A 14,634-nucleotide genomic window follows, 5' to 3' on the forward strand; every position below is an offset into this window, starting at 1 on the left:
TATGTCATTAAAGTCATTTGCAGCAAAGTTATTTGCTTCAATCATACATAAAAAAACACAAAAATGGGCGAGTAACCCAGTTGAAACTCAACAAAGAGTGTTTAAATCTTTAATCGCTCAAGCTAAAGATACAGCTTTTGGGAAAGATCATAAGTTTAATCAAATTAAAGATTTTAGAGATTTTGCTAAGCAAGTTCCTGTTCGCGATTACGAGGCATTAAGAAATTATATTGACCGTGTTGTAGCAGGAGAGAGTAATGTGCTTTGGAAAGGATTACCAATCTATTTTGCTAAAACTTCGGGTACTACTTCAGGAGCAAAGTATATACCGCTTACAAAAGAGTCAATGCCTTATCATATTGAGGCCGCAAGAAATGCAATTTTAGCTTATATACACGAAACAGGTAAAGCGGATTTTGTAGATGGAAAGATGATTTTCTTACAAGGGAGTCCTATCTTAGACGAGAAAAACGGTATTAAACTAGGTAGATTGTCAGGTATTGTAGCTCACTATGTACCGGCTTATTTACAGAAAAACAGATTGCCAAGTTGGGAAACAAACTGTATTGAAGATTGGGAAACTAAGGTAGATGCTGTTGTCAAAGAAACAATGGATGAAGATATGTCTGTTATTTCTGGAATTCCGAGTTGGGTTCAGATGTACTTTGAAAAATTGAAGGAGAAAAAGAATAAACCAGTTGGGGAAATTTTTAAAAACTTCAATTTGTTTATTTATGGAGGAGTAAATTTTGAGCCTTATAGAGCAAAGTTTGAACAGTTAATCGGTAGAAGGGTGCCTTCTATTGAGTTATTTCCTGCCTCAGAAGGTTTCTTTGCATATCAAGATTCTCAGAAAGAAGAGGGATTGTTGTTATTACTAAATGCAGGGATTTTTTACGAGTTTATCAAAGCAGATGAGTTTTATACTGAAAATCCGAAAAGATACACAATTGGAGAGGTAGAGTTAGGCGTAAATTACGTTTTAATACTTTCAACAAATGCGGGTCTTTGGGGGTATAATATTGGTGATACGGTGCGATTTGTTAACTTAAATCCTTACAGAATAGTTGTATCAGGTAGAATCAAGCACTATACTTCTGCCTTTGGAGAGCACGTCATTGGGAAGGAAGTTGAAACAGCAATTCAAGAAGCAATGGAAGGAACAGATGTTGAAGTAAATGAATTTACAGTTGCACCTCAAACAACACCATCTGAAGGCTTGCCTTACCACGAATGGCTTATTGAATTTGGTAATAAACCAAAAGATATGGAGGCTTTTAGTTTGAAAATTGACCAAGCATTGAGAAAACAGAATGTTTATTACGATGATTTGATTGTAGGAAAGGTACTTCGAACATTAGTGATAAGTCCTGTTAAAACAGGAGGTTTTCAAGATTATATGAAGAGTATTGGAAAACTCGGAGGGCAAAATAAGTTGCCAAGATTAAGCAATGATAGAAACATTGCTGATAAATTAGATTTAGAATAGAGAGTAAATTAATAGACGTAAAAAGGAGAAAGTTTATGAAAGAGATTAAGAATATTTCGAGAACGAGAGCACAAGTATCGTCAGCGGCGGTAGAGCGTATGTATATTACAATGCGTCACTTGTTTAATAGAGGATTTTATAAACCAATGGGAGTTTCGGGAGATACGTTAAGAGAAGCTTTATTAGAGCTACGCCCTGAAATTTATGGAACAATTGCAGAGGAAAAAGTTGAGTTAAATGGACTTTTATATGTTATTGAGCGTTTGCCAATTGGAATAGAAGAATGTAGATATATTAATTTAACGTCTGATGAGGGATATTCATTCTCTCACTTCACTGCTTTGGTTCCTCCAAAGAGAAGAAGAAATTGTTATAGAATTGACGCTGAACAAATGAATATTGAGATAACAAGAGGTAGATCTGATATTTATGATGTTTTAACGCACTTGACTTTTATTTTTATTGAGTCACATAAAATTAAAAACCGCGTTTTAATCGGTGAAGAAGGAAAAGTTACACGTGATTGGAAGAAGATTGAAATTGCAGCTAAGAAAACAGAAACACTTGAGTTAGAAGAGAAAGAGATCATTATGTCTCACTTGTCTAATGTTTTAGGACGTTCTTTTTCAGAGGTACTTGATATTTATGAAAAATTTGCAATTCCTGAAAACCCAGATCGATTCTTAGATGTTATTTATTGGTTAGGAAAATTAGCTATTGAAGAGGAAATTGATAACGATAAACGTACAATTACTTTTAGCCCATTGTTGAGAGAAAGATTAGGGCACCATATTTATGGTGAAATGTGGTCTGATCGTATTAAGAATGTTTTAGAGAAAAAAGGATTATTAGGAAGACCAATTCACATTATTAGTGCTAATATGCACAGTGTGATGAACTCAATTTTTGCTCCTTCAGTAATGAAAGGACAAGTAGAAGTAGGATCTGAATTAGAGATTTACGAAGAGTTGAGTAAACCTGAAAATAAAGAGTTGAGAAACTTAGTAGGAGAAAGAGCTGAACGCGAAGGAATGACTTTCTTAAGAGATGAGTCTGGAACTAATATCGATGTTCAGATTTTTGATACGGCAAAAATAAACTTGAAAAACACGAATTTTTCAACGGCAAAAATTGAAGGAGAATATCCTGTAATTATTGTAATGGATTATGCTTTTGGAGAGCAAGCTTACGAAACAATTGATGAGCTTTTAAAACCTTACCAAAAGACTACATTAATCAATGTAGAGTCTGTTTCTATTATGGGAAAAGCAGGTATTTTAGTGGGAGGAAAAGGAGATATTATGATTCCATTTGCTCATATTAATGAAGGAACTGGAGATAACTATCCTTTTGATAATGAATTGACAGTAGATATGTTTAAAAACAACGATATCCCTGTATTTGGAGGTACAATGGTAACTGTTTTAGGTACTTCACTTCAAAATAAAGACTTATTGAAGTTTTTCCACGATTCTACTTGGGGGGTTATTGGTCTTGAAATGGAAGGAGCACACTACCAAAAAGCGATTCAATCTGCTTCTAAAATTAGAAAAAGTATTAATCCAAATGTAAAAGTTCGTTATGCTTATTATGCTTCTGATAATCCATTAGAAACAGGAAGTACATTAGCTTCAGGAGGGTTAGGAACAACAGGTGTAAAACCAACATATTTAATTACAATTAAGATTTTAGAACAGATTTTTAATTCATAAATTTAAAAATGAGTAATCATAAGAACGATAATTTTGACGAGATTGATTTGAATGATCTGTCTACTTTTTTTAACTCTATAGGGGATTCAATAGGAAAACTATTGTATCATTTAGTTCAGTACTTAAAGAAGAATACACTATTTCTGCTTCTTGCTTTTATTGTAGGTGGTGGTATTGGGTATCTATATACATATAAGACTAAAAGTGAAGAAAGTTTAGCATTAGTAAGTAATCTAAACGGAAATGAGAAGTTAATACAGTCAGAAACAGTTGTTGTCTTAAATTATGGTTCTTATGATTTTATTAAAAATGCAATAAAAGACTATAATAGAGATACGTTGCTTTTAAAGAAAGGTTTAGTACAAGTAGACTTAAAAGGTATCGTAAATCTTTCTGATTTGAGAAAAAACGCGTCACTATTGTCAATTTTAAGTTCAAAATCAGATAACATTGAAGAGCTTCTTACTCAAGAAGTGGTAGATAGAAATTATCATTATCACGCATTGACAATTGTAGCTATTGAAGGTTTTGAATTTGAAATGTTTTTTAAGGACTTACAAAAAGAAGTTGAGGGCGTTAATTTTATAAAAAATCGCAAGCAAATTGCTTTAAAAAACCTTGAATTAAGACAAATAGAGCTTGAAAAGTCTATAGAACAAAGTAACAATCGCTTTTCAAAAGGGATGAAGGTCGAAGAAGAAACTACTGCTGTAGAAATACTTCTTGGAAAAGATGAGTTAATAAAAGAGTTAGCTAAAGTTGAGCGAAGTATTTTAGAAGGACAAGAAACTCTTTTTGACGTTTATAGTTCAAAACAAGAAGTAGATAACAATACATATAATACAGCTTTAAAGCAGAAATCTTCTACTAAAACAGGTATTGTAAAAGGTGGAGTTTTATTTGTGTTTATTTTTGTAATCGTGAATGGACTTTTTGGGCTATATCGTCGTTATAGTAAACAAGTTAATGAATTGAAATAGGTAGAGATGAAAGTTGTTGAAACAGAATTAAAAGGTTGTTTTTTAATTGAACCAGCGGTTTTTAAAGATGAGCGCGGTTATTTTTTTGAGTCTTTTAATCAAGAGAAATTTAATCAAGCAACTGGTTTATCTGTTCAGTTTGTTCAAGATAATCAGTCTTTTTCTTCAAAGAATGTCTTAAGAGGACTGCATTATCAAAGGGGAGAGTATCAACAAGCAAAGTTAGTTCACGTAATTCAAGGAACTATTTTGGATGTTGTTGTTGATCTAAGACCCAATTCGTCAACATTTAGACAATCATTTAAAACAAAACTGACAAGTGAGAATCACCAACAATTGTTTGTTCCTCGTGGTTTTGCACATGGTTTTGTTGTTTTAAGTGAGACAGCCATTTTTACATATAAATGTGATAATTATTATAAGAAAGAAGCCGAAGGAGGAATTATTTATAATGATACAGATTTAGCGATTGATTGGGAAGTACAATCAGAGCGACTTATTTTGTCTAAAAAAGACATTGAATTACCTACTTTAAAAGAGTCACTATCAATATGCGAATATTAGTAACAGGATCAAATGGTCAAGTTGGACAAGCTTTAAAATCAATTTCAAATGAATATTTTGAGATTGATTTTCTTTTTTATGACTCTTCTATGCTTGATATTACGAGTTTATCTAAGTGTCAGGAGGTTTTCAGTAAAGTGAAGCCTGATTATTGTATTAATTTAGCAGCTTATACTGCTGTTGATAAGGCAGAAGAAGAAAAAGAAACAGCTTATTTAGTTAATGCAGAAGGAGTAAAATATTTAGCTCAAGTATGTAAAGAGAACAAGGTTGTACTAATTCAAATTTCAACAGATTTTGTGTTTGATGGAAATAAAAACACACCTTATACAATAGAAGATAAGCCAAATCCTATAAATGTATATGGAGCCTCTAAATTAAAGGGAGAAGAATATATAAGAACTATGTTGCAACAATATTATATTGTACGTACTTCTTGGGTTTATTCTGATTTTGGAAATAACTTTAAGAAGACAATGTTGCGTTTAGCAAAAACAAGAAATGAATTAAGTGTAGTAAACGATCAGGTAGGGTGTCCTACAGATGCAGTTGAATTAAGCCGTTTTTTAATGTATTTAATACAAGATAAAGTAACTTTTGGAGTTTATCATTATAGCGGTATAAAAGTTTGTTCTTGGTATGATTTTGCCGTTTCTATATTTGAAGAAGCAGGAGTGAAAGTTGAAGTTAGGCCTATTGGATCCGATGAGTTTGCTGCTAAGGCAAAGAGGCCAAAGTATAGTGTGTTGAAATAGAAAATTAGATGATTTTTTTGAATTTATATAAAAAAATATTTGGAAGTGATTTAGGTAAAAATTTAACATCGCTAACATTGATTCAAATAGCAAATTATGCTATTCCATTATTGTTAATTCCATATGTAAGTCGAATTGTAGGTCTTGATAATTATGGTAAGTTAGAGTATGCAAGAACTTTTGTGTTTTACTTCACAATTTTGGTTGACTTTGGATTTAATTACACAGCAACGAGAGATATAGCTGTAGTAAAGAATGATAATAAAGAGTTGAATAAAATATTTAGTCAAGTGATCATTTGTAAAGTTTTACTATTATTAATGTCTTCGATTATTTTTTATTATTTAGTGTTTAGTGATCCGTATTTAAGCCAAATGAAAGGAGTTCTGTTTTCTACATATTTGATTAATTTAGGATTTGTTTTTTTTCCTATTTGGTTTTATCAAGGAATAGAAAAAATAGCATTTATATCAATTTTAAACTTTATAATAAAAATTATTGTATTAGCAAGTATAGTACTTTTCTTGAAAGAAAAAAGTGACTATTGGTTGTATAATTTATTTCAGTCTATATCTCAAATAATAGCAAGTTTTTTAGCCTTTACTTTAGTATTTACAAAGTATAATATCAAATTTGTAACTGTTTCTTTTCAAGAAGTTTTTACTCGCTATAAAGAAGGATTTGCAGTTTTTGTATCTACGTTATTAGTTGCAGTTTTTGCTTCATTTTCTTTTATGATAATGAAAGATTATGTGAGTGATGAAGATTTAGGAATTTATTCAACAGCATTTAAATTAGTAATTACTATTCAAACACTATTATTAGTGCCTTTCAGTCAAGCTTTTTTTCCGTATATGGCAAAAATAATTAATCAAGACACTAATGCCTTTAAACTTAAAATTAAACAAGCAAGTAAGTTTATATTGATATTAAATGTTATTGTTATTTTAATATCAATAATCTTTGCTAAACTAATAATAAGGATTCTTTTCGGAGAAGACTATTTATCTGCTGTAACTCCATTTAGGATTTTTGCAATTCTTCCTTTGTTTGCTTGTTTGAATAATCTATACTCATATCAAGGATTATTAAATATGAAAAAAGATAAAATATTTCTATATATTCATTTTTTATTTGCTTTAATAACAATTGGTTGTAGTTATATTATTGTTCCGAAGTTCGGATTATATGGTACAATTTTCCTTAGAGTATTTCTTGAGGTAGGGTTATTTTTAGTTTCTTATTATAATTATAAAAAACACGTAAAACTTTTAGTATGAGTATTGATTTATCTATAATAATTCCAGTTTTTAATGGAGAAAATTATTTAAATAAATGCATTGAGTCAATTTTTTTACAAGAAAATATTTCAATAGAAATTATTATAATTGATGATTTTTCAACGGATGGTACAGTATTGTTACTTAACAATTCTTATGAAGAAAATAGAGTTACTCTTTTATTAAATGATAAAAATAGAGGACAAGGGCCCTGTCGAAATGATGGAATAAAAGTAGCTTGTGGTAAGTACATATTATTTATTGATGTTGATGATTATTTAACTGATGAAAATGTACAAGTGCTTTCTAAAATTGTGAAAAGAATGGATTCTGAAACCTTAGATGTTATAAATTGTCCATATTATGTACATGAGAAACATAAGAAAAAAAAGGGAATACAAGACAATAATGTATATTTAAGCGGCAAGGAGTATTTAAATTCAGTTGATGTTTTAGAAGTTGTTGTTTGGAATAAGATTTACAGAAGAGAGTTTCTTATTCAAAACGAACTTTTTTTTAAAAGTAGAAAATATGAGGATGTTTCTTTTGTAATAGAATCTTATTTAAAAGCTGGAAAAGTTGCAAATGATACATCATTTTTTTATAATTATATAATTCGAGAAAATTCAACAATGACCGCTCCTCCTAAGGTTCAAAATGTAATAGACGTATTAGGACTTGTTAATGATTTGGAAGTTTTTTATATAGATAATAAAAGAATCTTTCAAGTAGAAAAAACTTTTTTCTATAGTTTTATTGGAGCTGCTAGAATAATAAAAGGATATGGCGTAAATAATAAAAATATCAATAAAGAAGTATGTAAATTTAGAATGCTACATAGAGAGTATAGACGTTCAATATTTAATTCAAAATCATTAAATTTAATATTAAGAATTTTCTTGTTTATTTCTCCTTTTTATGCAAATCGAGTCTTGGAAATTTTAAAGAAGTAATGGGAATTTTAGTTGCCATTTTGTTTTATGTACGATAGATACAAATGATATTTTTTCTTTAGTTGTTATATAATAATAGCTGAAATACGCAAATCATAAATGAAAAAAATAATTCAATTATTAAGAGTTAGAATGAATTTAGCTATTATTACTTCAAGATATCCCAAAGGAAATCAGCCTTATAATCATATGTTTGTGCACGTTAGAGCATTGTATTTTGTTTCTAAAGGAATTAATGTAACTGTATTTGTTCCTTCAAATAAAACATTTAATTATGAATATCAAGGAGTTAATGTTGTTGAAGATGTTTCAAAAAATATTATTCCTTATTTAGATAAATTTGATGTACTCTATTTACATTTATTAAATCAATATCCTACAAAATCAGGAGGGTTTAGTATTTATAATGAAATAAGGAAGAAAAAATATCCAACAGCTTTGTATTTTCATGGCTCAGATGGGCTTATTTATCCAAAATATTTTTATGATTTCAAATTTACTTTTAAAGGAGTCTTTAAGTATTTATACACAAATACGTGGAAGAGATATTTTGTATGGAGATTTTTGAAAAGTATGCAAAGTAGCCAGAGAGATATTGTAATGGCTCCTTCAGTTTGGTTATCAGAGCAATTAGAAAAAATATATAAACTAAAGGCGGATAGGATTAAAGTTGTTCCAAATGGCATTGATACCAGTATGTTTAATACAAATGAAGCTTATATGAATAGGTTTAAAATTCTGTGTATTAGGCCGCTAAATGATAGTTACCCTGTGGATGATTGCATTAGATTAATGACTTATTTACCAGATATTTTTACTTTAGACATTTATGGGCAAGGTTATCTAAAAGATAAATTAAATAAATTAATTATTGATCTAAGATTAAGTTCTCGTGTTCGAATTATTAATGAATTTATTCCTCGTGAAAAAATGAATAGTGTATTTAGGAATTATGGTATTTATAATGCGTTATCAAAATTAGATACGCAAGGGGTAAGTATGTGTGAGGCTTTGGCTGCTAAACTACTTGTTATAAGTACTAATAAGACTTGTATTCCTGAGTTTATATCTGATAATCATACAGGATTATTAGATAATGATTTAGAAAGACTCGCAAAAAGAATTTGTGAAGTCTGTGAAGATGAGTTATATTTTAATGAAATAATTAGTAATGCTCGTCTTAGTATGGAATCTATAGCAGTTGAAAAGGTTGGAAGTAGAGAGTTAAACCTATTAAAATTAGTGGGAGGAATAGGGAATGACAATTAAAGTAAAAAATATAGATCAGTTGGTTTTTATACTGTTAGTACCTATTTTGCTAACAGATATGTTAAATGGATTTATGTTTGAAAATAATATTTCTACTTTTTTCTCTATTGGCCAATTCTATAAAATTATTATAATTTGTTTATGTAGCTTGAGAATCATTTCGTATCCCCAATATTTTAGAGTAATCTTTTGGGCTTTTTGTGTATTAATGGTTCCCTCAATTATCAAAATTATCCAAGGACTTATTTCAATAGATAGGATAGTTTATGATATGATTAAAACTATTAAATTTTTAATTCTTCCGATAACTTTTTTTTATTTCAGAATAGTGTTTACAACCACTAATAATAAAGTTCTACCTTATTTTGTTTTTTGGATAAAAATATCTTTTTTTATTTTAGCTTTTAATCTTATTTCAAAATTAGTAGGATTTGGATATCCAATGTATAGGGTTGAAAATATAGGATCACGTGGCTATTTTATAGCAGGAAATGAAATATCTGCCTTGCTTTTAGTACTTTCAGGCTTTTTAGGATATTACAGTTTAATTATAAAAAGAAGTTTAAGAGGATTTTTAATATATGCGATTGTTAGTTTTTGTTTAGGGTTATTGATTAGTTCTAAAACAGGAATCGCAGGTGTAATATTAGTCTTTTTAATGATTTTTTTAACTTCTGATTTTTTTTCCATTAAAGAAAAAAAACAGAGGAAAGTCTTGTTTCTGTTTACATCTATTTTCACCATATTAGTATCAATAGCTATTTATTTCATTCAAAAATCTTCTATAATTGAACGGTATTCTTATTATTGGAAGAAATTAGATGTGTACACATTTATTTTATCAAGTCGTAATACTTATTTCAAAGAAATGTTAGTCATTTACAATGAAAATTATGATTTAATAGACTGTTTATTTGGAGTAGGAGCTTCAAGATATGAAACTTTAGGAGGAAGATACGTTGAAATAGATTTTCTGGATGTTTTTTTTATATATGGGATATCAGGAATAGTTTTATTGAGTCTATATGTTGGTTATATGTTGGTTAACCTTGCTAAGATTAGAAATGAAGTGAGCCACCCTTTTTCAAAATTATCTATGATTATGATTTTTCTATTGCTAATTTTGTCCTGTTTATCAGGACATATATTGAATTCAGGGATTGCAGGAATTTTTATAGGTTTTGTTTTCTCACTTATGTATGTAGAAGTAAAATGATAGAGAAGAAAATAGTTTTAATCGCAACGGCTTTTTTTTGTTTTTTAATGCCAATTAGTACAAAATTAGCTAACATAGGAATAATACTTTTTATTATTTCGATGGTATGGTATATAATTAAATTAAAATTATATAAAGAAGTATCAGTACATAAAATAAGAAGCCTTTTCTTAAATACAACAGCAGTTATAGTATTATTGTTAGCTATTGGATTATTTTATACAATAGATTTTAGTAGAGGGATTAAATATTTTGAAAACTATTCTTCTTACTTAATACTTCCTTTATTGTTGAGCTTTGTCAATATAGATTTATTGACTAAAATAAAAAAAGTAGCTTTTCGTTTTTTTGTTTTTGGCAGTGTTGTAAGTAGTTTAATCTTATTGGGAAATAATTTTATAAAATACTATCTATACAAAGGAAGGTTTGTTATAGAAACAGATTTATTGGGATATTTTTTCACATACCACGAGTTTGCTCACCTTTTAAAATTTCACCCTACACTATTAGGATTATATTTAGTATTCAGCATTATTATAATTAATGAGTTTCTTGATTTTATTTTACATAAGTTTAAATATATTTTCTTTCTTATTTTCTTTCTTTGTTTAGTGTTTTTGAATTCAAGAACACCATTTTTGGTTTTTGCTTTGTATCTTTTATTTTGTTTCTGTAGATTAATCAAAAATAATTTAAATAATAGAAAAGGTAGGTTACGTATTTTATTCGCGATTGTTGGATTGATGATATTAAGTGTAGGCTTATTTTTTACTATTAGAAAGACTTATATCTATGAAAGATTTTCCTCTCATTTAGTTTGGGAATTAACTGAAAATAAAGGGACGTCATATGATGGAATTTATTCAAATGATAGCCGCTTCTCAAGATGGAAAGCTCTTTTTAATAAGGGGTTAGAAAGACCCATTTTAGGGTTTGGCTCAGGGAGTGAAGATACTATTGTATTACAAGCTTATGCAGAGAATGATTTAGTTTATGCATTTAAGTCTAAATATGGGTCACATAATCAATATTTAGTATTCTTTTTAGAGTATGGTATTTTTGGGTTACTATTATTTCTGCACTTTATTTTTGTTCAATTTAAATATTCTTTTAGAGCTAAAAATACAATATCTTTTTTACTAAATGGTATTGTTCTGATTGCTTGTATTTTTGATTCAATATTATATTTAAATACCTATATAATATTTGTAGCGCTCTTTTTGAATTTATTTTATTTTGAAAATAAACTCAAAATAAAAGAGTATAAAGTTTGATTATATATAAAAAATTGATGAAAAATAAACAAAAAATATTTAATATAGAGATTGATAATCTTTCAATGAGTGAAACGCTTGAGGTAATTAATAATTCAATTGATAATGAAACACCTTTATTACATATTGTTGTAAATGCGGCAAAACTTGTTAATATGCAAAAAGACTCTGCTCTTTATGAAAGTATAAAAAGTGCAGATATTGTTAATGCAGATGGAATGGCTGTTGTATGGGCGGCTAAGTTTGTTGGAAAAGAACTGAAAGAACGGGTTTCTGGAATTGATTTATTTGTTAAGTTAGTTGAGAATGCACATTTAAGAAAAGAGAAAGTGTTTTTGTTAGGAGCAAGAGAAGAAGTTGTAAAAATAGTAGCAGAAAAATTTCAAATGCAATATGGCAAGGATATCATTGGAGGGTATAGAAATGGTTATTTTAAAAAAGGAAATGAAAAAGAAATTATAGAGCAGATTAGAGATAGTGGGGCTAAATATTTGTTTGTTGCAATAAGCTCTCCTTTTAAAGAAATTTTTCTCTCTACATACAAGAAGGAATTGAGTGAATTAGGATTTATTATGGGAGTTGGGGGAAGTTTTGATGTTGTATCAGGTAAAGTTAAGAGAGCTCCTTTGTGGATGCAAAAAATTGGAATGGAGTGGTTTTATCGCTTTTTGCAAGAACCCCGAAGAATGTGGAAAAGAAGTTTTATAGATAATGGAAAGTTTATAGGACTTGTAATTAAAGAAAAGTTTAAAAAATAATGAAACGTATACTTATTACAGGAGCAGCAGGATTTTTAGGGTCACATTTATGTGATCGTTTTATCGAAGAAGGTTTTCATGTAATTGGAATGGATAATTTGATTACAGGAGATCTTAAAAATATAGAACATCTTTTTAAGTTAGAGAATTTTGAATTCTATCATCATGATGTGACTAAGTTTGTTCATGTTCCTGGAGAGTTAGACTATATATTACACTTTGCATCACCAGCGAGTCCAATAGATTATTTAAAGATACCTATTCAAACTTTAAAGGTAGGGTCTTTAGGAACACATAATTTATTAGGATTAGCAAGAGTTAAAGGTGCAAGAATTTTGATTGCATCTACATCTGAGGTATATGGAGATCCTTTAGTTCATCCCCAGACAGAAGAATATTATGGTAATGTTAATACGATTGGACCAAGAGGAGTTTATGATGAAGCAAAGAGGTTCCAGGAGTCTATTACGATGGCATATCACACTTTTCACGGGGTAGAAACAAGAATTGTTCGTATCTTTAATACTTATGGACCTCGAATGAGGTTAAATGATGGAAGGGTAATTCCTGCATTTATAGGACAAGCGCTAAGAGGAGAAGATTTAACGGTTTTCGGTGATGGTAAACAAACCAGATCTTTTTGTTATGTAGATGATCAAGTAGAGGGAATCTATAGATTGCTTTTTTCTGATTATAACTTGCCAATTAATATTGGAAATCCAGATGAAATATCAATATTAGACTTTGCAAAAGAAATAATTAACCTTACGAATAGTACGCAAAAAATTATTTTTAAAGATTTGCCAATAAATGATCCAATGCAACGTTGTCCTAATATTGAAAAAGCTATAAATTTATTGGATTGGAGACCAAAAGTTTCAAGATCTCAGGGAATGTTAGCAACATATAATTATTTTAAGAATTTTTCTGATTCTGATTTACTAAAAGAAGAACATAAAGATTTTTCTAAATTTATATATTAATGCAAAAGAAAAAAATAGGACGTTATTCTTATCTTATTCGTCCAGCTATGATATTAGTTGATTTATTAATAATAAATTTTTTAGCTAATTATTGGTTTTCATTTTTAGACAATAAAGGGGTAGGGTATTATAATATATTACTTTCTATCTCTTGGATAGCTGTATCTTGGGGATCTGGGTTTTACGATGTATATCGACATACAAGAGTAGTTCGTGTTTTAGAAAAAATATTTAAGCAATTTGTTCTACAGTTTATCTTAGTTAGTGCCTTAAATGGCTTTGTGGAGCGATTTGCAGAACCTAAAGAGTTAATAGCATTTGGTTTTTCTTCATTATTAGTTGTCAGTTCTTTTAAATTTTTAGTATTATTTGTTTTAAAGTATATACGAAGGGTTTTAGGAGGTAATTTTAGAAATATTGTCCTTGTAGGAAATGGAAAGGAAATAGATTCTTTAAAGAAAGTATTAGTAAAAAGAGAAGATTTAGGGTATCGTATTAGTAGAGTTTTTGATAATGTAGAAGAAGAAAATTTAGAAGAAATAGAAAAATTTGTTTCATCAAATAAAATAGACGAAATCTATATACAATTCTCAATTGTTCAAAAAGATGATTACCACGAATTATTAGAATTTGCTGATAATAATTTTATAACGGTTAAATATGTACCTTCTCAAAAACAACTTTTAAGTCATAATTTTTCTTTAGAATATTATGATGTTGTTGCGGTCGTTCCAAGAAGAATTATACCTCTTGATAAGTCCTATAATAAATTCTTCAAGAGAGTTTTTGATTTAGTTTTTTCAACTTTAGTTATTGTCTTTATTCTTTCTTGGCTTGTACCATTGATAGCAATTTTAATTAAAAGTGAATCAAAAGGACCAGTCTTCTTTAAACAAATGAGAACTGGTTTAAATGACGAAGAATTTGCTTGTTGGAAGTTTAGATCGATGCAAGTAAATTCAGATTCAGATAAAAGACAAGCAACAAAAGGAGATTGTCGTATTACGAAAATAGGAGTTTTTTTAAGAAAGACAAGTTTAGATGAGTTTCCACAGTTTCTTAATGTCTTTGTTGGAGATATGTCAATTGTTGGTCCAAGACCTCATATGATTGTTCATACGAAAATGTATTCAAAACGGGTTAATCGTTTTATGCTTAGACATTTAGTAAAGCCAGGAATTACAGGAATGGCTCAAACGCATGGTTATAGAGGAGAAATAGAAACAAATAGAGATATTGTCAATAGATTTAAGTATGATTTATTTTATTTAGAAAATTGGTCTATTTTTTTAGATTTAAAAATAATCTACTTAACTGTATACAATGTTTTTAAGGGAGAAAAGAAAGCTTATTAAAGAAAGTCACTAATATGTATGTTAGTGACTTTTTTATTATTCCGTA

Annotated in this window: 13 protein-coding genes; all 13 read left to right on the forward strand. The window is 28.9% G+C overall.

Features of this window, described 5'->3' with window-relative positions; genetic code table 11:
• The first annotated feature begins 1 nt into the window (after position 1).
• A complete protein-coding gene (locus BLT46_RS00700) occupies positions 2–1,489 on the forward strand; it encodes a GH3 auxin-responsive promoter family protein (protein WP_090404664.1) in 1,488 nt (495 codons plus the stop codon).
• Between the two features lie 35 nt (positions 1,490–1,524).
• Positions 1,525–3,201: a DUF6909 family protein gene (locus tag BLT46_RS00705; protein WP_090404667.1), complete on the forward strand. Its 1,677-nt coding sequence runs from the start codon at positions 1,525–1,527 to the stop codon at positions 3,199–3,201.
• 8 nt (positions 3,202–3,209) lie between these two features.
• Entirely contained in the window at positions 3,210–4,181 is a 972-nt protein-coding gene (locus BLT46_RS00710) for a hypothetical protein (protein WP_090404670.1), read from the forward strand.
• A 6-nt stretch (positions 4,182–4,187) separates the two neighbouring features.
• A complete protein-coding gene (gene rfbC, locus BLT46_RS00715) occupies positions 4,188–4,745 on the forward strand; it encodes a dTDP-4-dehydrorhamnose 3,5-epimerase (protein ID WP_090404674.1) in 558 nt (185 codons plus the stop codon).
• Positions 4,733–5,500: a dTDP-4-dehydrorhamnose reductase gene (gene rfbD, locus BLT46_RS00720; RefSeq protein WP_090404677.1), complete on the forward strand. Its 768-nt coding sequence runs from the start codon at positions 4,733–4,735 to the stop codon at positions 5,498–5,500. Before rfbC ends, rfbD begins: the two co-directional genes overlap by 13 nt.
• A gap of 8 nt (positions 5,501–5,508) precedes the next feature.
• The gene (locus BLT46_RS00725; protein ID WP_090404680.1) at positions 5,509–6,780 is read left to right on the forward strand and encodes an oligosaccharide flippase family protein; all 1,272 of its coding nucleotides are present in this window, start codon (positions 5,509–5,511) and stop codon (positions 6,778–6,780) included.
• The gene (locus BLT46_RS00730) at positions 6,777–7,733 is read left to right on the forward strand and encodes a glycosyltransferase family 2 protein (protein WP_090404683.1); all 957 of its coding nucleotides are present in this window, start codon (positions 6,777–6,779) and stop codon (positions 7,731–7,733) included. The genes BLT46_RS00725 and BLT46_RS00730 overlap by 4 nt, the downstream gene beginning before the upstream one ends.
• A gap of 99 nt (positions 7,734–7,832) precedes the next feature.
• Positions 7,833–9,002, forward strand: a complete 1,170-nt coding sequence (locus BLT46_RS00735; protein ID WP_090404686.1) for a glycosyltransferase family 4 protein — start codon at positions 7,833–7,835, stop codon at positions 9,000–9,002.
• Positions 8,992–10,218 (forward strand): O-antigen ligase family protein, encoded by a 1,227-nt coding sequence (locus tag BLT46_RS00740; protein ID WP_090404688.1) that lies wholly within the window; start codon positions 8,992–8,994, stop codon positions 10,216–10,218. Before BLT46_RS00735 ends, BLT46_RS00740 begins: the two co-directional genes overlap by 11 nt.
• Positions 10,215–11,492 carry an O-antigen ligase family protein gene (locus BLT46_RS00745; RefSeq protein WP_090404691.1) on the forward strand — a complete coding sequence of 426 codons (1,278 nt, stop codon included), beginning with the start codon at positions 10,215–10,217 and terminating at the stop codon, positions 11,490–11,492. Before BLT46_RS00740 ends, BLT46_RS00745 begins: the two co-directional genes overlap by 4 nt.
• A gap of 17 nt (positions 11,493–11,509) precedes the next feature.
• The gene (locus BLT46_RS00750; protein ID WP_090404694.1) at positions 11,510–12,250 is read left to right on the forward strand and encodes a WecB/TagA/CpsF family glycosyltransferase; all 741 of its coding nucleotides are present in this window, start codon (positions 11,510–11,512) and stop codon (positions 12,248–12,250) included.
• Positions 12,250–13,233: a UDP-glucuronic acid decarboxylase family protein gene (locus tag BLT46_RS00755; protein WP_090404697.1), complete on the forward strand. Its 984-nt coding sequence runs from the start codon at positions 12,250–12,252 to the stop codon at positions 13,231–13,233. Before BLT46_RS00750 ends, BLT46_RS00755 begins: the two co-directional genes overlap by 1 nt.
• Positions 13,233–14,588, forward strand: coding sequence for an exopolysaccharide biosynthesis polyprenyl glycosylphosphotransferase (locus BLT46_RS00760; protein ID WP_090404700.1), 1,356 nt, complete (start codon positions 13,233–13,235; stop codon positions 14,586–14,588). Before BLT46_RS00755 ends, BLT46_RS00760 begins: the two co-directional genes overlap by 1 nt.
• Positions 14,589–14,634: the final 46 nt, after the last annotated feature.

The sequence above is a fragment of the Myroides phaeus genome (genome assembly GCF_900099675.1).
Classification (GTDB): domain Bacteria; phylum Bacteroidota; class Bacteroidia; order Flavobacteriales; family Flavobacteriaceae; genus Flavobacterium; species Flavobacterium phaeum.

Coding starts and splice junctions, on each gene's coding strand:
- BLT46_RS00700 (WP_090404664.1), top strand. CDS start 2: ATGTCATTAAAGTCATTTGCAGCAAAGTTATTTGCTTCAATCATACAT.
- BLT46_RS00705 (WP_090404667.1), top strand. CDS start 1,525: ATGAAAGAGATTAAGAATATTTCGAGAACGAGAGCACAAGTATCGTCA.
- BLT46_RS00710 (WP_090404670.1), top strand. CDS start 3,210: ATGAGTAATCATAAGAACGATAATTTTGACGAGATTGATTTGAATGAT.
- rfbC (WP_090404674.1), top strand. CDS start 4,188: ATGAAAGTTGTTGAAACAGAATTAAAAGGTTGTTTTTTAATTGAACCA.
- rfbD (WP_090404677.1), top strand. CDS start 4,733: ATGCGAATATTAGTAACAGGATCAAATGGTCAAGTTGGACAAGCTTTA.
- BLT46_RS00725 (WP_090404680.1), top strand. CDS start 5,509: ATGATTTTTTTGAATTTATATAAAAAAATATTTGGAAGTGATTTAGGT.
- BLT46_RS00730 (WP_090404683.1), top strand. CDS start 6,777: ATGAGTATTGATTTATCTATAATAATTCCAGTTTTTAATGGAGAAAAT.
- BLT46_RS00735 (WP_090404686.1), top strand. CDS start 7,833: ATGAAAAAAATAATTCAATTATTAAGAGTTAGAATGAATTTAGCTATT.
- BLT46_RS00740 (WP_090404688.1), top strand. CDS start 8,992: ATGACAATTAAAGTAAAAAATATAGATCAGTTGGTTTTTATACTGTTA.
- BLT46_RS00745 (WP_090404691.1), top strand. CDS start 10,215: ATGATAGAGAAGAAAATAGTTTTAATCGCAACGGCTTTTTTTTGTTTT.
- BLT46_RS00750 (WP_090404694.1), top strand. CDS start 11,510: ATGAAAAATAAACAAAAAATATTTAATATAGAGATTGATAATCTTTCA.
- BLT46_RS00755 (WP_090404697.1), top strand. CDS start 12,250: ATGAAACGTATACTTATTACAGGAGCAGCAGGATTTTTAGGGTCACAT.
- BLT46_RS00760 (WP_090404700.1), top strand. CDS start 13,233: ATGCAAAAGAAAAAAATAGGACGTTATTCTTATCTTATTCGTCCAGCT.